The organism is Aeromonas sp. R4-1, from assembly GCF_040908325.1.
Lineage (GTDB): Bacteria > Pseudomonadota > Gammaproteobacteria > Enterobacterales > Aeromonadaceae > Aeromonas > Aeromonas veronii.
Genome location: NZ_JBFODM010000021.1, coordinates 1 through 18,567, shown reverse-complemented (window position 1 = coordinate 18,567; position 18,567 = coordinate 1). Strand labels below are relative to the sequence as shown.

The window sequence follows — 18,567 nt, the reverse complement described above, 5'->3', positions numbered from 1 at the left end:
CAATTAGTTGCTCTTGCTTACCTGAGAAATAACCTGGCCGGAGATGTCCAGCTTGCTGGCGGCATAAGGGGCGGCATTGCGCTCCAGCACCAGATCGTAACCATTGCTCTTGGCGATGGAATCGATGGCAGCCTGCACCTTGGTCAGGATCTTGTTGCGCTCTTCGGACTGACGGCGGCCGTTGTCCTGCTCAAAGGCTTGACGCTTCTGGTTGAACTCCATCTGCAGCTTGGCCAGCTTCTCTTGATTCTGCTTCTTCTGCTCGGCGCTCATGAAGGCTTCATCCTTGCGGAACTTCTCGACCAGCTTCTGGCCTTCCTGTTCCAGCTTCTGCAGCTCACGCATGCGCGGCTCGAATTCACCTCTCAGCTTGGCTGCAACGGCTTCACGCTGGGGCAGCTTTTGGAAGACTTCGCCCATATCGACCACGGCGATCTTGGTCTCAGCGAAGGCAGAACCCATGCCGGCAGCCATCAGTGCAAAGCTCAAACCAGCTACTTTCAACGCTTTATTCACACTTACTCCTTGTTCCCTCATGGCGAGGGCTACCTGATTTACCCGATTATGCAAGCGGCGTTAGGACCGTCTTGTTACTTGGTGAGGCACGCATACCGCGCGTCCCATCATTGAAGACCCCCACCTCATGGGTGGGGGCGAAACTCTGCTTAGAAAGTACGACCGATGTTGAAGGAGAAGAACTCGGTGCGATCCCCTTCGTATTTTTTGATCGGCTTGGCCAGGGCAAACACCAGCGGGCCCATCGGCGAGAGCCACTGCAGGGAGACACCGGCAGAGACCCGGATATTGCCCGGACTGGAGTAGTCTTGACTCACATAGCTACAGTTGGCATTACCGCTGGGATCGCAGGTATAAGCACTGTTAGCAAAATCAGTGCTCCAGACGGTACCTGCATCAATAAATGCGGTGGTACGGATCTGCGGACGGTAGGTCTCGGAAACGAACGGGGTCGGGAAGACCAGCTCGAAGGAGGCAACCGCCAAGGCATTACCACCGACTGAAGTATCCGAGCCTTCGTAATTGCCAGTAGGTTCTGGTGCTTGACAAGAGGTTCCAACACAGACCGGCGGCTTATAGGTCGCGTAAATAGCCTTGGGACCAATGGTATTGCTCTTGAAGCCACGTACCGTATCGAAACCACCGGCATAGTAGTTTTCGAAGAACGGCAGCATGCTGCTATCGCCATAGCCGTTACCGTAGGAGACGCGCCCCTTGCCGATCATCACCCAGCTATGATCCGCATCGAGCGGGAAGTAGTGGGCATCTTCGGCAGAGAGTTTGTAATACTGCAGATCCATGCCAGGAATAGTGATTTTGCCGTTGACACGCTGACGGTCACCAGCGGTCGGGAACATCCCCTTGTTCAGAGTGGAACGGGTCCAACCAGCGGTGAGATCAACAGTCACGAAATCAACACTATCCTCACCCTTGGCATAGAGATCCCAGAACTGATCCATCTGTACTGACTGACGATTATCATTCCACTGGTCGTAGCAATAAGTATTACTGGACGTTGGTGGATTGTCCCTGATGCACTCTTGGAATTTGTCGTTACTAAAGGTCGGCCGACTCAACTTGGAGCTTTCAATACCGGTACTGAAGTCGAGACGATTGAACTCGTTGACCGGGAAGCCGCTGGAGAGACGGAAACCGATGGTTTCGTTCTCGTAATCAACGATATCGGCATCATCGGCGCGGAACTGGTTGTAGTAGACCCGACCACCCAGGCTGACACCATCCACGGTGAAGTAGGGGTCGTTGTAGCTCAGGTCAACGTTCTTGGAGTAGTCGTTGGTGCTGGCGTTGATGGAGACCTTTTTACCGGTACCCATAAAGTTGTCCTGGGAGATCCCCGCCTGCAGGCTCAGACCCGATTCGGTACCGTAACCGATACCGGCGTTGATGGAGCCTGCTGGCTGCTCCTTGACCTTGAAGTCGAGGTCAACCAGGTCATCGTTGCCCGGCACCCGCTTGGTGTCCACTTCGACGCTCTCAAAGTAGCCAAGGCGGTTGAGACGGCTCTTGGACTGCTCGATGTTGTCGGAGGAGAGCCAGGTGCCCTCCATCTGGCGCATTTCGCGACGCAGTACCTGATCTTCGGTGGTGGCGTTACCGCTGAAGTTGATATTGCGCACATAGACACGGGGGCCCGGTTCAACGTTGACGATCAGCTCCACTTCCTTGGTCTTGTCATTGATCTGCGGGAAGGTGACTACTTTCGGATAGGCATAACCGTAACGACCGAGGAACTTGGAGAGCACCTCTTCGGTATGAGTCACCTGACTGGCGGAGTAGGTGCTGCCGGCAGCGATCGGGATCAATCCCTTCATCTCGCCACCGCGATCGATCAGGTCCCCCTTGAGCTGGACACCTGAGACCTTGTACTGATCCCCTTCCTTGATGTTGAGGGTGACGTAGACGCCCTTCTTATCGGGGGTCATGGAGACCTGGGTAGACTCCTGCTGAAAGCGGATATAGCCGCGATCCATGTAGTAGGAGCGCAGGGTCTCGATATCACCCGCCAGCTTCTGCTTCTGATAGCGCTGGTCTGCGGTGAAGTTCCACCAGGGCACTTCGTCGCGCAGGGAGAGCTGGGCAATCAGCTTCTCTTCAGGGAAGACGCTGTTGCCGACGATGTTGATCTGCTGGATCTTGGCCGCTTCCCCTTCCACGAAGGTGAACTTGAGGTCGACCCGGTTGCGCGGCAACGGGGTGACGATCGCCTTGACCTTGGCTGAGTATTTACCCACGCCATAGTAGAAATCTTCCAGTCCCTTCTCGAGGGAGGTGAGCACGGTACGATCCAGCGGATCGCCCACACGGATACCGGAGGACTCCAGACTCTGGGTCAGTTGCTCCTCTTTGATATCCTTGTTGCCGGCAAACTCGATGCTGGAGATGGTCGGACGCTCCTTGACCATCACTTGCAGCACCTGGCCGTCACGGTAAACCTTCACATCCTCGAAGTTACCCGAGGCATAGAGCTTTTTGATGGCGCTGGCCAGAGCCACGGAATCGACGGTATCACCGACCCGGATCGGCAGGTTCAACAGTGCGGCACCCAGGGTCACCCGTTGCAGACCTTCGACCTGGATATCTTGCACCACAAAAGAGGCAGGGGCCGCCTGGGCCAGGAAACTGGCACCCAGCAGGCAACTCAACACCAATGCTTTTTTAACAGCCATTTTGTTCTTATGTGTCCTTGTTGATGCTCTGGCCTCAGAGGCGAGCGAAATCGTTAAACAGCGCAATGCCCATCAATAACATCAGAATGGCGGCGCCGATCCTGAAACCCACTTCCTGTATTTTCTCTGATACCGGCTTGCCGGTGACCGCTTCGATCAGGAAATAGACCAGATGGCCACCATCGAGCACCGGCAGGGGGAACAGATTGATAATTCCCAGGTTGACGCTGATCAGCGCCAGAAAACTCAAGAAATAGACCAGACCATAGTCGGCACTGCTGCCGGCGCCCTTGGCAATGGAGATGGGGCCGCTCAGGTTGTCCAGCGACACGATGCCACCGATCAACTTGCCAATCATGTCAAAGGTGAGCGTGATCAGGCTCCAGGTCTTGTCCGCGCCATGCCACAGCGCCTGCAAAGGCCCATACTGTAACAGAATTCGATATTCATCCGGTAATGGAACCAGTTGCGGCGAGAGACCGACGAATCCTACCAGCTTGCCCTGCACCTTGCGGCTGTCCGGGGTCAGGGTCACGTTGAGATCACTGTTGTTGCGCTCAACCACCACTTGCAGGTGTTCGCCCGGTGCCTGCTGTACCAGCTCGACAAACTGGGCCCACGCGGTAATAGGCTGATCGCCGACCTGTTTGATACGGTCACCGACCTGCAGCCCCGCCTTTTCACTGGCACTCTTGGCCACCACGGCAGCCACGACTGGCAGCACTTTGCCACTCAGGGGGACGATCCCCAAGCTGCCGATGGGCGACTCTTTATCCGGATCGAAGGTCCAGCCGGTCAGCGACAAGGTTTTGTCGGTGGCATAGCTGGTATTGGGTGCCTGCACCTTGAGAGTCACAGCATCATCACCCAGATGGCTGATAAGGGCGTAGGTGACGCTCTCCCAGTCACCGGTCTGCTCATCGCCGACCCCGACAATCTCCATCCCCGGCAGCACACCCGCCTCGGCCACGATGGATGCCGGACGCACCTCACCGATCACCGGCTTGACGCTCGGCACCCCGATGATAAACATCAGCCAGAGGGCAAACAGGGCAAAGACGAAGTTGGCCATGGGACCCGCGGCGACAATCGCCATCCGCGCCCAGACACTCTTGTGGTTGAAGGCATACTGCTCGTCACCGGGCTTGAGTTCATCGACCCGGCCATCGAGCATCTTGACGTAGCCACCGAGGGGGATCAGCGCCAGCACATATTCGGTGCCATCTTTACCCATCCGGCGCCAGATCGCCTTGCCAAAACCGATGGAGAAGCGCTCAACCTTGACGCCACAACGACGGGCCACCCAGAAGTGACCAAACTCGTGCACTGCGACCAGCAGGCCCAGCGCAACAACAAAGGCACCGATATTCCACAACACACCGCCCATCAGCCAAGCTCCTCAATCAAAGTGTGAGCACGGGCTCTTGCCGCACCGTCCAGGGCAAACAGATCATCGAGCGAGCCGACGGCGCTGCTCTCCAGCGCCAGCATCACGGCCTCGTTGATCCGGGCAATATCCATAAAGCCGATGCGCCCGGCCAGGAAGGCGGCAACCGCCTCCTCGTTGGCTGCATTAAGCGCAGTGGTCGCCGCTTGTCCCTTCTGGCAGGCATTGATGGCCAGCGCCAGACAGGGGTAGCGATCATAATCAGGCCGGATAAAGCTGAACTCTCCGACACTGAAGAAATCCAAAGGTTCCACACTGGAGGGGATGCGATTGGGGTAAGCCAGCGCATGGGCGATGGGGGTACACATATCCGGATTGCCCAGCTGAGCCAGCACGGAGCCATCCTTGTACTGCACCATGGAGTGGATCACCGACTGCGGGTGGATCACCACCTGGATCTGCTCGGGCGCCGCATTGAACAGCCAGCGCGCCTCGATGTACTCCAGCCCCTTGTTGATCATGGTGGCGGAGTCGACCGAAATCTTGGCCCCCATCGACCAGTTGGGATGCGCGATGGCCTGCGCCGGTGTCACCTTGGCCAGCTCGCCGATCTCGGTGTAACGGAACGGGCCGCCAGAACCGGTCAGCAAAATCTTGCTGATCCCCGCCGCCGCCAGATCGCAAAAACCGGGCTGGCGCTGCACGGCAGTCGGCAGACACTGGAAGATGGCATTGTGTTCGCTGTCGATGGGCAGCAGCTCGGCGCCATGCTCGCGCACGGCTTCCATGAAGAAAGCACCGGACATCACCAGCGCCTCCTTGTTGGCCAGCAAAATACGCTTGCCGGCACGTACCGCGGCCATGGTCGGGGCCAGTCCGGCCGCACCGACGATGGCGGCCATCACGCTATGGGCGTCGGGGTGAGCGGCAACCTCGCAGAGGGCTGCTGCACCAGACATGACCCGGGTTGTACTACCGTGCGCTTTCAGACGGGCAGCCAGTTCACGGGCGGCCTCCTCATCAACCATCACGGCAAAACGGGGGGAGAATTCGAGGCAGTCCCGCAACATGGCATCCACGTTGCGGGCGGCGGTCAACGCCAACACTTGCCAACTGCCCGGGTTATGGCGCAGCACTTTCAAGGTACTCTGACCGATGGAGCCGGAGGCTCCCAGAATAACCAGTGACTTGTGCATCAAAACTCCTGACTGAGTAGCAGATAACTGAGCAGAAACACCGGCAGGGCGGCGGTCAGGCTGTCAATCCGGTCGAGAATGCCGCCATGACCCGGCAACAGGGTGCCGGAGTCCTTGATGCCCGCTTCGCGCTTGAACATGCTCTCGGTCAGATCACCGAGTACGGAAGCAAGCACCGCCAGCAGAGAGCAAAACAGCACGGTGATCATCTTGGCAGGAACAAATCCCATCGACCAGGTAACGCCGATGGCCAGCAGGCTGGCGGTAAAGAGGCCGCCACACATTCCTTCGATGGTTTTGCCCGGACTCACAGCCGGTGCCAGCTTGTGCTTACCGAACGCCTTGCCGAAAAAATACGCGCCAGAATCTGCCGCCCAGACCAGTCCCATCACGAACAACAGGATCCAGGCCCCCATCATGGGGTCATGGTAAAAGTTGTAACCACGGATGGCGACCAGCGACCAGAAGAAGGGAACCAGAGTCACCAGACCAAACAGCGACTTGAGCCAGATAGACTCTTTCCACAGCTTGGCGCTTTGGGGATAGCGCAGCACCAGCAGCAGACCCAGCAGCCACCAGCTTACCGCTGTCCAGAGCACGCCCATCACGAGGGGGTGCAGGTGGGGCGTCCAGAGTTGCTCCACCGGCAGCCAAAAGAGGCTGGCACCGAGCAACAGACAAAATACGATGGGCAACCATTGCTGCGGAGCAGCAGAGACAAACCCACTCCATTCGCGACTGGCCAACAAAAACACCAGCGCAGCCAACAGGGCAAAAAATTTCAATGGCAGAAAGAAGAGCGCCCCCAACACCAGGGGGATCAACATCAAAGCAGTAATAATTCGTTGTTTTAGCAAAAGAAACCTCTCTCTTGGGAGCGGGGTTTAGCCGGTCTGCTGCTCGGCGATCAATTCCCGTATCTGTTCACCCGTGCAACCGAAGCGACGCTCGCGGGCAACGAAAGAGGCGACAGCCTCACTGAACTCGGCCTCGTTGAAATCGGGCCACAATACCGGGGTAAAATAGAGCTCGGCATAGGCGAGCTGCCATAACACAAAGTTGCTGATGCGATGATCGCCACCGGTGCGGATCAACAGGTCCACGGGTGGCAGATCGGCCATGCAAACCTCGCGGGTCAACATGGATTCATCAATGTCGTCAGCGGCCAGTTCACCGGCCGCCACTGCTTTAGCCAGCTTGCGGGCCGCCTGGGCGATATCCCACTGGCCGCCATAGTTGGCCGCAATGTTCAGGGTCAACCCCTTGTTATTGGCGGTCAAGGCTTCCGCCTTGGCGATTTTGGCCTGCAACCGCTCACTAAAGCGAGCTGTATCGCCAATCACCTTGAGCCGGATCCCGTTGTTGTGCAGTTTCTGCACCTCACGACCCAGCACTGTGATGAACAGTTCCATCAAGGCACTGACCTCCCCTTCCGGGCGGCGCCAGTTCTCGCTGGAGAATGCAAACAGGGTCAATGCCTCGATCTTGGCACGCGCAGCAAAGGTAACGGCCTCGCGCACTGACTTGACGCCCGCCTTGTGGCCATAAACCCGCATCTTGCCTCGGTTCTGGGCCCAGCGACCGTTACCATCCATGATGATGGCGACGTGACGGGGTAAAGACGAGTTGGCACAATCACCCAACGCAGCCAAAAGCGACATGTAATTCTCCCACAAAGACAAAAGCGCCGTGCAGGGGCACTACACGGCGCTCGTAATATACCTTTCAGACGGTTAGATTTCCATTAGCTCCTTCTCCTTTACGGCAAGGGCCTCATCGACCAGCTTGATGTAGGAGTCGGTCAGTTTCTGGATCTCTTCCTGGGCGCGACGGTCGTCGTCTTCGGAGATCTCTTTGTCCTTCAGCAGCGCTTTCAGGTCGGCGTTGGCGTCACGACGGATGTTGCGCACGGCAACACGGGCGTTTTCCGCTTCGGCACGGACGATCTTGGTCAGGTCACGACGGCGCTCTTCGGTCAGCGGCGGCAGCGGCACGCGCAGGGTCTGGCCATTGCTGGACGGGTTCAGGCCCAGATCGGAGGTCAGGATCGCCTTCTCTACCGCCTGGATCATGGAGCGGTCAAAAATGGAGATGGAGAGGGTGCGAGCATCTTCTGCCACGACGTTGGCCAACTGTTTCAGCGGAGTGGCAGCACCGTAATACTCAACCTGGATGCCGTCGAGCAGGCTCGGGTGAGCGCGGCCGGTACGGATCTTGGACATTTGAGTCTTGAGCGCTTCTACGCTCTTGCCCATACGGTCCTTGGCGTCGTTTTTAATCTCGTTGATCACAGTGGTTTTCCTTTTGGCGAACGAGCCGCTACACGGCCCGTGTCTATCTTATTTACTGACGTGATGGATAGGATAAGAGCGCCAGGTGGCTCACTTTTATCTTATTTACCAACGTGGTGGATCAGAGTGCCTTCCGGTTCACCCATGACAACCCGGCGCAGGGCACCCGGTTTGTTCATGTTGAACACGCGGATCGGCAGATCATGGTCACGTGCCAGGGTAAAGGCAGCAAGATCCATCACCTTGAGCTCTTTTTCAAGAACTTCATCATAACTCAGTTCATGATACAGCACGGCATCCGGATTCTTGACCGGATCTTCGTTGTATACACCATCAACCTTGGTGGCTTTGAGCACCACGTCAGCTTCGATCTCGATCCCGCGCAGGCAAGCCGCAGAATCGGTAGTGAAGAAGGGGTTGCCGGTACCGGCAGAGAAGATAACGACTTTGCCAGCACGCAGCTGGCTGATTGCCTCGGCCCAACTGTAGGAGTCGCAGACGCCTTGCAGGGAGATGGCAGACATCAGACGGGCATTCACATAAGCACGATGCAGGGCATCACGCATGGCCAGACCGTTCATCACGGTTGCCAGCATACCCATGTGGTCGCCCACCACGCGGTTCATGCCCGCTTTGGCAAGACCGGCACCACGGAACAGGTTGCCGCCACCGATGACCAGACCGACCTGAACACCCAACTCAACCAGTTCTTTGATCTCTTGGGCCATCCGCTCCAGCACCGCCGGATCAATGCCGAAACCCTCGGATCCTTGCAGGGCTTCACCACTCAACTTCAGAAGAACACGTCTGTATGCAGGTTTGGGATTGGTACTCATGTCACTGATTCCTGGTCATATAAAGACCGCGACATAAGTCGCGGTCTGGGGAAACGGAAAAAACCGGTTCGATTAGGCCTTTTGAGCGGCCGCGATTTGGGCTGCAACTTCAGCAGCGAAATCGGTCTCTTGCTTCTCGATGCCTTCGCCCACTTCGAAACGGGTGAAGGAGACAACGTCAGCGCCTTCTTTCTTCAGCAGCTCGGCAACGGTCATGGAAGGATCTTTCACGAACGGTTGACCAGTCAGGGAAACCTCACCGGTGAACTTCTTCATGCGGCCTTCAACCATCTTCTCGGCGATCTCTTTCGGCTTGCCGGAGTTGATGGCGATGTCGATCTGGATTTCGCGCTCTTTGGCAACGACTTCAGCAGACACGTCTTCAGGCTTGACGAATTGCGGGCTGTTGGCAGCAACGTGCATGGCCAGATCTTTGGCCAGCTCGGCAGAACCACCGGTCAGCTTGGTGATAACACCAATGCGGGAACCGTGAACGTAGGTACCCAGGTTGTCACCTTCAACCAGCATCACGCGACGCAGGTTCATGTTCTCACCGATCTTGGCGATCAGGTTGGTGATGGTCAGCTCGACGGATTCGCCGTTACCGAAGTCAGCGGCTTTCAGCGCGTCAACGTCAGCAATTTTCTGGGTCGCAGCGATGTCAGCGATCTTCTGGCCCATTGCCATGAAGCTGGCATCTTTGGCGACGAAGTCGGTTTCGCTGTTCAGCTCGATCATGACGGCAACGTTGCCTTCGGTGCGAGCAAAGATAACGCCTTCAGCGGCGATACGGCCAGCTTTCTTGGCGGCTTTGGCCTGACCGGATTTGCGCATGTTCTCAATTGCCAGCTCGATATCACCAGCAGCTTCTTCCAGTGCTTTTTTGCAATCCATCATGCCAGCGGCAGTGCGCTCGCGCAGTTCTTTTACCAGGGCGGCAGTAACGTTAGCCATGTCCAGTATCCTCGGTCTTGAATTGACAAGAAACAGGGGCCACAAGGGCCCCTGCTAACCAATTACATCAGCTTGGTTAATAAGGGCTTTACAGTCCTTATCAATTACTCAGCTTCAACGAAGCCATCTTGTTCGGCTTGAACAACGATGTCCTGAGCGCGAGCTTCCAGTACGGTGTCAGCAGCAGCATTCAGGTACAGCTGTACGGCACGGATAGCGTCGTCGTTACCCGGGATGACATAGTCAACGCCGTCCGGGTTGGAGTTGGTATCAACGATGGAAACTACCGGGATACCCAGGTTATTGGCTTCTTTGATAGCGATATGCTCGTGGTCGGCATCGACAACGAACAGAACGTCAGGCAGGCCGCCCATGTTCTTGATACCACCCAGGCTCTTCTCCAGCTTTTCCATTTCGCGAGTACGCATCAGCGCCTCTTTCTTGGTCAGCTTGTCGAAGGTACCGTCCTGGCTCTGGGTTTCCAGATCTTTCAGGCGCTTGATAGACTGACGAACGGTTTTCCAGTTGGTCAGCATACCGCCCAGCCAGCGGTGGTTTACATAGAACTGGTCGCAACGCTCAGCGGCTTCTTTTACGGCTTCAGACGCGGCACGCTTGGTACCAACGAACAGTACCTTGCCTTTCTTGGCAGCTACGGAGCTGATGAAGTTCATGGCATCGTCAAACATCGGAACGGTTTTTTCCAGGTTGATGATGTGAACTTTGCTGCGGGCACCGAAGATGTAGGATTTCATTTTCGGGTTCCAGTAACGAGTCTGGTGACCGAAGTGAACGCCGGCTTGCAGCATGTCGCGCATAGAAACTTTAGCCATTTTATACCTCTGTATTGGGGTTAGGCCTCCACACATCCCATATAACCGACCCGTTAAGGCACCCCGGCATATGTGTCGATGTGTGTGTGTTGTTTAAGTAAGGGTGATGAAATCGGGACGCAAGTTCCCCATTCCGGCGCGCTTTATACCATAACTTTGTTCAGGACACCACCGGCCAACACCCTAAACAGGTGTAAATATGGATCCCGCCAGAGGATGCTGCGACGCCGATTTGACGTTGTGATGACAATCACACTGGAAGTACGCGGGGGTTGCGGATAAAATTTTGCCCTGATTGCAAACGCATCTATTTTTCATTACCTGTCCTGTCTGCCCTCGCAGGCCCAGCGGCAGGCCGCAAGAGAGATCCCATGTCCATTAAAATCAAGACACCGGAAGAGATTGAAAAGATGCGCGTTGCCGGCCAATTGGCCGCCGATGTGCTGGTCATGATTGCGCCCCATGTCAAAGCTGGCGTCACCACTGACGAACTGAACACCCTCTGCCACGACTATATTGTCGACGTACAACAGGCTGTTCCAGCTCCGCTCAACTACCACGGCTTCCCCAAATCCATCTGCACCTCGGTGAACGATGTGATCTGCCACGGTATCCCGAATCACAAGAAGCTGCGCGATGGCGACATCATCAACCTGGATATCACCGTTATCAAGGATGGTTACCACGGTGACACCTCGGCCATGTTCATCGTGGGCGAGACCACCCCGCTGCGCCGCCAGCTCTGCAAGGTTGCGCAAGAGAGCCTCTACGCCGCCATCAAGAAGGTGCGTCCGGGTGCCTGCATCACCGAGATTGGCGCTGTTATTCAGCCCATCGTCGAGAAGGCCGGTTTCTCCGTGGTGCGTGACTACTGCGGTCACGGCATCGGTGCCGAGTTCCACGAAGAGCCGCAGATCCTCCACTACCGCAACAGCGGCAAGCTGGAGCTGAAAGCGGGCATGTGCTTCACCATCGAGCCCATGGTCAACAGCAAGAAGTATCACTGCAAGGTCAATCCGAAGGATGGCTGGACCGTGACCACCAAGGATGGCGGCGACTCCGCCCAGTGGGAACACACCCTGCTGGTGACCGATGATGGCTGCGAGGTGCTCACCCTGCGCCCCGATGACACTATCGACCGCTTCATCAAACACAGCTAACATCGAACCCCGGCCCTGAACTTCCAAAGCGCCGGGGTTTTTACTTCTGTTTCAGCCGTTTGCCTGCCACTTGCGTGTGAGATGCCATGGACGCCAGCCTGCTTTCCCCCCATTTGTTACCCGATGACCAGCTCACTCGCGACAACTGCAAAGAGTACCTGAGCCGCTTTCTCGGCTGGCTGCACGCCCGTTTTGATGCCGGCGACAACATCATCGAGCTGGTGGCCACCCGCTCCGAGTACATGGATCAGCTGCTCTACCGGTTGTGGCAGAAATTCGGCTTTGACAAGAGCGATTTGACCCTCATTGCGGTTGGGGGCTATGGCCGCGGTGAGCTGCACCCCCACTCCGATATCGACCTGCTGATCCTCTATGATGGCGACGAGCTGGACGAGGTGTTGGGGCTGCGGATCGGCGAGTTCATCACCTTGCTGTGGGATCTCAAGCTGGAGGTGGGTCAGGCGGTGCGCAACGTGGCTGAGTGTCTCGAGCAGGGGCGCGCCGATATTACGGTCGCCACCAACCTGATCGAAGCGCGCTACATCACAGGTCGCCAGGAGGGATTCCAGCAGCTCAAAGAGGCCACCGGCCCACAGCACTTCTGGCCAAGCGAAGCCTTCTTTCGCGCCAAGCGCCAGGAGCAGGCTGAACGTCATCAGCAGTTTCTCGGCACCGCCTACAAGCTGGAGCCGGATCTCAAAAGCAATCCGGGCGGCCTGCGGGATATTCAAACCCTCGCCTGGGTCGCCCGCCGCCACTTCGGCGCCACTACCTTGTTCGAGATGACCAGCCACGGCTTTCTCAACCGCGCCGAGTACCGCGAGCTGCTCGACTGCCAGAATTTTCTCTGGAAAGTGCGCTTTGCCCTGCATATGGCCATCAATAAGGGGGATAACCGCCTGCTGTTCGATCGCCAGCGCACCGTGGCCCAGATGTTGGGGTTCGAGGGGGAAGGCAACACTCCGGTCGAGCAGATGATGAAGCGCTTCTATCAGACGGTGCGGCGGGTCTCGGAGCTCAACGAGATGCTGCTGCAGCTGTTTGACGAGGCGATCCTCGGCAACACCGCCATGGATGTGCGCCGCCTCTCCGACGAGTTCCAGCTTCGTGGCCGCCTCATCGATGCGGTGGATGCGGAGCTGTTTAGCCGTGAACCAGCCGCCATCCTGCGCCTCTTCTATCAGATGGCCCAGCATCCCGAGATTGCGGGCATCCACTCGGCCACCTTGCGCCAACTGCGCGAGGCGCGCCGCAAACTCAACTGCTGGTTGCAGGACTTGCCTGACTGCCGTCGCCTCTTTATGGCCCTGCTGCGCCACCCCAACGGCATCGGCCTGCCGCTCACCCTGATGCACAAATACGGCATCCTCGCCGCCTATCTGCCGCAGTGGAACCTGATCGTCGGCCAGATGCAGTTCGATATGTTCCACGCCTACACGGTGGATGAGCACACCCACCGGCTGCTCAAGAACATTCACCAGTTCCCCAATCCGGCCAGTCGCCAGAGCCACCCGCTCTGCCACGAGGTCTTCACCCGGCTGCGCAAACCGGAGCTGCTCAGCATCGCGGCCCTGTTCCACGACATCGCCAAGGGGCGGCGCGGCGATCACTCGGAGCTCGGCGCCGTCGATGCGCTGGAGTTCTGCCAGCTGCACGGTCTGGATCGCTACGAGAGCCGACTGGTCGCCTGGCTGGTGCGCCACCATCTGTTGATGTCGGTCACCGCCCAGCGCCGTGACATCTATGACCCCGACGTGGTCACCGACTTTGCCCAGAAGGTGCGCGACGAGCAGCATCTCGACCTGCTCTACTGCCTCACCGTGGCCGATATCTGCGCCACCAACGATACCTTGTGGAACGACTGGAAGGGCACCCTGCTGCGGGAGCTCTACTTCGCGACCCAGAAGGCGCTGCGCCAGGGGTTGGAGAACCCGCCCGACATGCGGCTGCGCATTCGCGAAAACCAGCGTCAGGCCAAGCAACTGCTTGCGCAACGGGATGTATCGGAAGAAGCGATCAACCAGCTCTGGGCCGATTTCAAGGCCGACTACTTCCTGCGTCACAGCCCGGAGCAGATCGCCTGGCACTGCCGCCACATCATCGAGCATGGCGACAATCCGGCACCGCTGGTGATCATCGGCAAACATCCGACCCGCGGCGGCAGCGAGGTATTTATCTACTGCCGCGATACCCCGAATCTGTTTGCCACCGTGGCCTCGGCGCTGGATCAGAAGAACCTCAACATCCACGACGCCCAGATCATGAACTCGCGCAGCAACTATGTGCTCGATACCTTCGTGGTTCTGGAGCCAAGCGGCGAACCCATCAGCCCCAACCGCACCGCCACCATCAAGAAAGCGCTGGAGAAGGCGCTGCAGGAGCCGGGCAAGCTGGTGCTGCGCAACAAGCCGCTGTCGCGGCGCCACCGTCAGTTCAGCGTGCCGACCCGGGTGGTCTTTCTGCCCCGCTCTTCGCCCACTAAAGGGGAGAGCCGTCACACCCTGATGGAGCTGACTGCCCTCGATACCCCCGGCCTGCTGGCGCGGATCGGTGCCGTTTTCCAGCAGTGCGGACTGTCGCTGCACGCCGCCAAAATTGCCACCTTCGGCGAGCGGGTCGAGGACTTTTTCAGCCTGACCAGCCTCGATGGCGAGCCACTGACGGCGGAGCAGCAAAAACAGCTGGAAGAGCGACTGGTACACCAACTCAACCCCCAGCAGTCGGTGCTGGATTAAGCGAAGAGTGATTCGAAAGAGGCTGGTTGTCGGGCGTTTTTTGCCATGCCAAACAACTGGTTGGCACACACCGGATGAAGAAATGGCCGCTGGCTGGAAGAATTCCGGTCAACCCCTTAAAAACAGTCGGAAAAGTGTGATACAACAAACAGAATTTTTTAAAGGAAACCTGTCATGACCGAGTTGCAACAGATCATTGAAGCGGCCTTCGAGCGCCGCGACACCATTACTCCGGGCTCCGTGGATAGCGCCACCAAGTCCGCCATCCTGCAAGCCATCGACCTGCTGGACTCCGGCAAGGCGCGGGTTGCCGAGAAGATCGCCGGTGAGTGGGTTGTCCATCAGTGGTTGAAGAAAGCGGTACTGCTCTACTTCCGCATCAACGACAACGGCATCATCAAGGGCGACGATGCCCAGTACTACGACAAGGTTCCCCTCAAATTCTCCAACTACACTGCCGAGCAGTTCAAGGAAGCGGGTGTGCGCGTGGTGCCGCCGGCAACAGCCCGCAAAGGCTCCTTTATCGCCCCCAATACCGTGCTGATGCCCTCCTACGTCAACATCGGCGCCTTCGTTGACGAAGGTACCATGGTCGATACCTGGGCCACTGTCGGCTCTTGCGCCCAGATCGGTAAGAACGTCCACCTCTCCGGCGGCGTCGGCATCGGCGGCGTACTGGAACCGCTGCAGGCCAACCCGACCATCATCGAAGACAACTGCTTTATCGGTGCCCGCTCCGAAGTGGTTGAAGGGGTGATCGTCGAGGAAGGTTCCGTCATCTCCATGGGCGTCTTCATCGGCCAGTCCACCCGCATCTATGACCGCGAAACCGGCGAGATCCACTACGGCCGCGTACCGGCTGGCTCCGTGGTCGTCTCCGGCTCCCTGCCCTCCAAATGCGGCAAGTACAGCCTCTACGCAGCGGTGATCGTCAAGAAGGTCGATGCCAAAACCCGCGCCAAAGTCGGCATCAACGCCCTGCTGCGCTCCATCGACGAGTAATCAGCATTGCTGTGATCAAAAGGGCGCCTGATGGCGCCCTTTTGATTTTGGCGTCCCTGTCACAGGCAAGCCATGAGGCATCGGTTAAGATGGATGGGACAGGATCGTTTCAAACCGAGGAAGCCTGATGTACGAGAATCTGAAGAGCCTGGGGATCCAGGATCCCGCCTCCGTCGACAGCTACACCCTGCGCCAGGAGGCCAACCACGACATCCTCAAGATCTACTTCAAGAAGCAGAAGGGCGAGTTCTTCGCCAAGAGTGTCAAATTCAAATACCCGCGCCAGCGCAAAACCATGCTGGTTGACTCCGGCACCCATGAGTACAAGGATGTCACCGAGATCAACGCCAACCTCAAGTATGTGGTGGATGAGCTGGACAACCTGACCCAGGGCGTCCATCAGCAGGCCGACCCGGACATCAAGCAGAAGATCCTGCGCGACCTGCGCCATCTGGAAAAAGTGGTACAAAACAAGATCAGCGAAATCGAGCGGGATCTGGAGAAACTCTAATCCCCTCGACTCGACGAAAGAGCGCCCAGATGGCGCTCTTTTTATTGGCTGATTACTGGATGGCTTTATCTGGCTATAAGGTTGATCTGGTGATGGTGTGCGATAAGGCGAGCGAGGCACAACGCCGACAGAAGGTATCCCGTTACACATCGCATCTTGGGCAAAGAGACTCCTGCCGAGCTCGACCTGCTGTGACTCGCATGATCCATAACCAGAAATAGCAAGAGGGAGGCTTTCGCCTCCCTCTTCAAGAACTCTGGTATTCAGGCAACATAATTAGTTGCTCTTCATCCAGATGTCCATGTCGGTTTTCAGGTTGTCGGACTTGGTACCGAAGATGGCTTGAACGCCGGAACCAGCCACTACCACACCGGCAGCACCCAGTTTCTTCAGACCAGCCTGGTCAACCTTGGCAACATCTTTCACACCAACACGCAGACGGGTGATGCAGGCATCCAGAGAAGCGATGTTCTCTTTACCACCGAAGGCGGCAACCAGAGCAGCAGACATCTCGTCTTTGCCTTGGCCAACGGCCTCTTCAGCAGTCTCGTCTTCACGACCCGGGGTTTTCAGGTTCATGGCACGGATAACGAAGCTGAATACGACGTAGTAGATGGCCGCGTAAACCAGACCCAGACCTACCAGCAGCAGCATGTTGTCGGCACGCGGAGATTGCACCACAAAGTCGATGAAGCCGTTGGAGAAGGTGTGACCGTGTACGATACCCAGAGAGTTGGTCAGCACATAAGCCAGACCAGCCAGTACAGCGTGGATTGCGTACAGAACCGGAGCGATGAACAGGAAGGAGAATTCAATCGGCTCGGTGATACCGGTCAGGAAAGAGGTCAGGGCAGCAGAGGCCATGATACCAACGATCTTGGCGCGGTTTTCCGGCTTGGCAGCGTGAGCGATGGCGAACGCAGCAGCAGGCAGACCGAACATTTTGAACAGGTAGCCACCAGCCAGCTGACCAAAGCCGTTACCGGCAGCGCGGGACGCGTCATCAGCAGTCAGGAAGCAGGTCATGATACCGTGAACAGTTTCACCGGCACCGTTGACACAGGTACCAGCCTGATAGAAGAACGGTACGTTCCAGATGTGGTGCAGACCGAACGGGATCAGGGAGCGCTCAACCACGCCGTAGATACCGAAGGCCAGTACCGGGTTCTGGTTGGCAGCCCAGTCAGAGAAGGCACCGATGGCGCCACCCACTGGTGGCCAAATCACGGACAGGATGACACCCAGACCGATGGAGAGGAAACCGGTGATGATGGGTACGGCACGTTTGCCCGCGAAGAAGCCCAGGTACTCTGGCAGCTGGATCTTGTAGAAACGGTTGAACGCCCAGGCAGCGATACCACCGGCCAGGATACCACCCAGCACGCCGGTTTCGATGGTTTCAACACCCATCACAGGTGCCATGACCTTCAGGGTTGCGACCATGATGCCGTAGCCAACGATAGCTGACAGACCGGATACACCGTCGTTATTGGTAAAGCCCAGAGCAACACCCACTGCGAACAGCAGGGCCATCTGGCCAAATACGGAACCACCGGCTTGCTCCATCAATTGGGAGACAATTTCCGGCATCCAGCTGAAGTGGGCAGCACCCACCCCCAGCAGAATACCTGCGACTGGCAAGACTGATACTGGCAGCATCAGCGCCTTACCAACCTTTTGCAGATTAGAGAAAGCATTTTTGAACATTGTGTGCGCTCCTGAATGGATTGTCGTCCCTGAACGATCTATCTGGATGAAATAAGCACTGATTCATTCAGATATCTTCGAGTCGGGCTTGTTTATTTTGACCATCAGAATATAACCCAGCGGGTCATAAATTGCTGCTTTCGAAGGTGGGGGAATATTGAATTTGGAGGGAAGATCACAACTTTACAATTCATAAAAAACAAGATGATAATCCGCAATGTAACACTACCACAGATAAAATAAAATAATCGTATCATAGTGTGCCAACAACAATTCACATGGTATCACATAAATTCAAAATGTAACTAAATGTAACGTGTTGAATTGTTTTCCATGGTACTACGGGCACCCAGTATGACCACAAATGACTTACCTGACAAACACAACCCAAGCATGAACGACTGACAGCTGAGTTGTTACTCATAACTATAATAGGGGGCTCTACGGCCCCCTAGAAAAATTTTATATGATGTCCTCGTATGTGCAAGTTATGAGACATTACTATTTGTTAGTAATACCACGCACCTGCTAAACACATACTCCCTCAGAGATCCCCTCATTTTTAGAGACTCAAATAATTCCAAGTGTGCGGGTATATAAGCGGTGTTGCTTCAGGTAGTAGATAAATTTATCCATCAACAAGACCGCATTGGCTTCTTTCATTTTAGGTAGCAACTGGTAATAGATGACCCCTTGCCGAAAGAACGAATAGGTTCGGCTCTTGCTGGTATTGACCTTGATCGTTCTCTCTA

The 18,567-nt window shown here is 56.6% G+C and carries 15 protein-coding genes and 1 pseudogene; 4 read left to right on the top strand and 12 right to left on the bottom strand.

From position 1 onward, the window contains the following. Window positions 1-3 precede the first annotated feature (3 nt). The 10 genes from AB5Y90_RS02275 to rpsB all read right to left on the bottom strand — a co-directional run bounded on the left by AB5Y90_RS02275 (window position 4) and on the right by rpsB (window position 10,700). Window positions 4-516: an OmpH family outer membrane protein gene (locus AB5Y90_RS02275; RefSeq protein WP_368166499.1), complete on the bottom strand. Its 513-nt coding sequence runs from the start codon at window positions 514-516 to the stop codon at window positions 4-6. Between the two features lie 149 nt (window positions 517-665). Then, window positions 666-3,203, bottom strand: a complete 2,538-nt coding sequence (gene bamA, locus AB5Y90_RS02270; RefSeq protein WP_368166498.1) for an outer membrane protein assembly factor BamA — start codon at window positions 3,201-3,203, stop codon at window positions 666-668. A gap of 34 nt (window positions 3,204-3,237) precedes the next feature. Then, complete coding sequence (gene rseP, locus AB5Y90_RS02265; RefSeq protein WP_368166497.1) at window positions 3,238-4,590, bottom strand: sigma E protease regulator RseP; 1,353 nt, start codon at window positions 4,588-4,590, stop codon at window positions 3,238-3,240. Then, window positions 4,590-5,786, bottom strand: a complete 1,197-nt coding sequence (gene ispC / locus AB5Y90_RS02260) for a 1-deoxy-D-xylulose-5-phosphate reductoisomerase (protein ID WP_368166496.1) — start codon at window positions 5,784-5,786, stop codon at window positions 4,590-4,592. The genes rseP and ispC overlap by 1 nt, the downstream gene beginning before the upstream one ends. Then, complete coding sequence (locus AB5Y90_RS02255) at window positions 5,786-6,643, bottom strand: phosphatidate cytidylyltransferase (RefSeq protein ID WP_026034918.1); 858 nt, start codon at window positions 6,641-6,643, stop codon at window positions 5,786-5,788. The genes ispC and AB5Y90_RS02255 overlap by 1 nt, the downstream gene beginning before the upstream one ends. Before the next feature lie 27 nt (window positions 6,644-6,670). Further along, the gene (gene uppS, locus AB5Y90_RS02250) at window positions 6,671-7,447 is read right to left on the bottom strand and encodes a polyprenyl diphosphate synthase (protein WP_005338574.1); all 777 of its coding nucleotides are present in this window, start codon (window positions 7,445-7,447) and stop codon (window positions 6,671-6,673) included. Between the two features lie 72 nt (window positions 7,448-7,519). After that, window positions 7,520-8,077 carry a ribosome recycling factor gene (gene frr, locus AB5Y90_RS02245; RefSeq protein WP_005338576.1) on the bottom strand — a complete coding sequence of 186 codons (558 nt, stop codon included), beginning with the start codon at window positions 8,075-8,077 and terminating at the stop codon, window positions 7,520-7,522. Window positions 8,078-8,178: 101 nt separating this feature from the next. After that, complete coding sequence (gene pyrH / locus AB5Y90_RS02240) at window positions 8,179-8,913, bottom strand: UMP kinase (protein ID WP_005338577.1); 735 nt, start codon at window positions 8,911-8,913, stop codon at window positions 8,179-8,181. Window positions 8,914-8,985: 72 nt separating this feature from the next. Beyond that, a complete protein-coding gene (tsf, locus tag AB5Y90_RS02235; RefSeq protein ID WP_005338578.1) occupies window positions 8,986-9,867 on the bottom strand; it encodes a translation elongation factor Ts in 882 nt (293 codons plus the stop codon). A gap of 104 nt (window positions 9,868-9,971) precedes the next feature. Continuing rightward, window positions 9,972-10,700 carry a 30S ribosomal protein S2 gene (gene rpsB / locus AB5Y90_RS02230; RefSeq protein ID WP_005303470.1) on the bottom strand — a complete coding sequence of 243 codons (729 nt, stop codon included), beginning with the start codon at window positions 10,698-10,700 and terminating at the stop codon, window positions 9,972-9,974. Window positions 10,701-11,071: 371 nt separating this feature from the next. Between rpsB and map the strand changes: the two genes are divergently transcribed. From map to AB5Y90_RS02210, 4 genes are all read left to right on the top strand, one after another. Further along, a complete protein-coding gene (gene map, locus AB5Y90_RS02225; protein WP_021229216.1) occupies window positions 11,072-11,860 on the top strand; it encodes a type I methionyl aminopeptidase in 789 nt (262 codons plus the stop codon). An 86-nt stretch (window positions 11,861-11,946) separates the two neighbouring features. After that, a complete protein-coding gene (glnD, locus tag AB5Y90_RS02220; RefSeq protein ID WP_368166495.1) occupies window positions 11,947-14,595 on the top strand; it encodes a bifunctional uridylyltransferase/uridylyl-removing protein GlnD in 2,649 nt (882 codons plus the stop codon). A 174-nt stretch (window positions 14,596-14,769) separates the two neighbouring features. Next, window positions 14,770-15,597 (top strand): 2,3,4,5-tetrahydropyridine-2,6-dicarboxylate N-succinyltransferase, encoded by an 828-nt coding sequence (gene dapD / locus AB5Y90_RS02215; protein ID WP_005338581.1) that lies wholly within the window; start codon window positions 14,770-14,772, stop codon window positions 15,595-15,597. Between the two features lie 127 nt (window positions 15,598-15,724). Further along, window positions 15,725-16,108 carry a DUF3461 family protein gene (locus AB5Y90_RS02210; protein ID WP_005338583.1) on the top strand — a complete coding sequence of 128 codons (384 nt, stop codon included), beginning with the start codon at window positions 15,725-15,727 and terminating at the stop codon, window positions 16,106-16,108. 276 nt (window positions 16,109-16,384) lie between these two features. On the opposite strand, the gene ptsG is transcribed toward AB5Y90_RS02210, so the two are convergent. Both ptsG and AB5Y90_RS02200 read right to left on the bottom strand, forming a co-directional pair. Then, window positions 16,385-17,815, bottom strand: a complete 1,431-nt coding sequence (gene ptsG / locus AB5Y90_RS02205; protein WP_005338586.1) for a PTS glucose transporter subunit IIBC — start codon at window positions 17,813-17,815, stop codon at window positions 16,385-16,387. 570 nt (window positions 17,816-18,385) lie between these two features. Continuing rightward, a pseudogene (locus AB5Y90_RS02200) lies at window positions 18,386-18,567 on the bottom strand (IS4 family transposase); the annotation flags it as partial.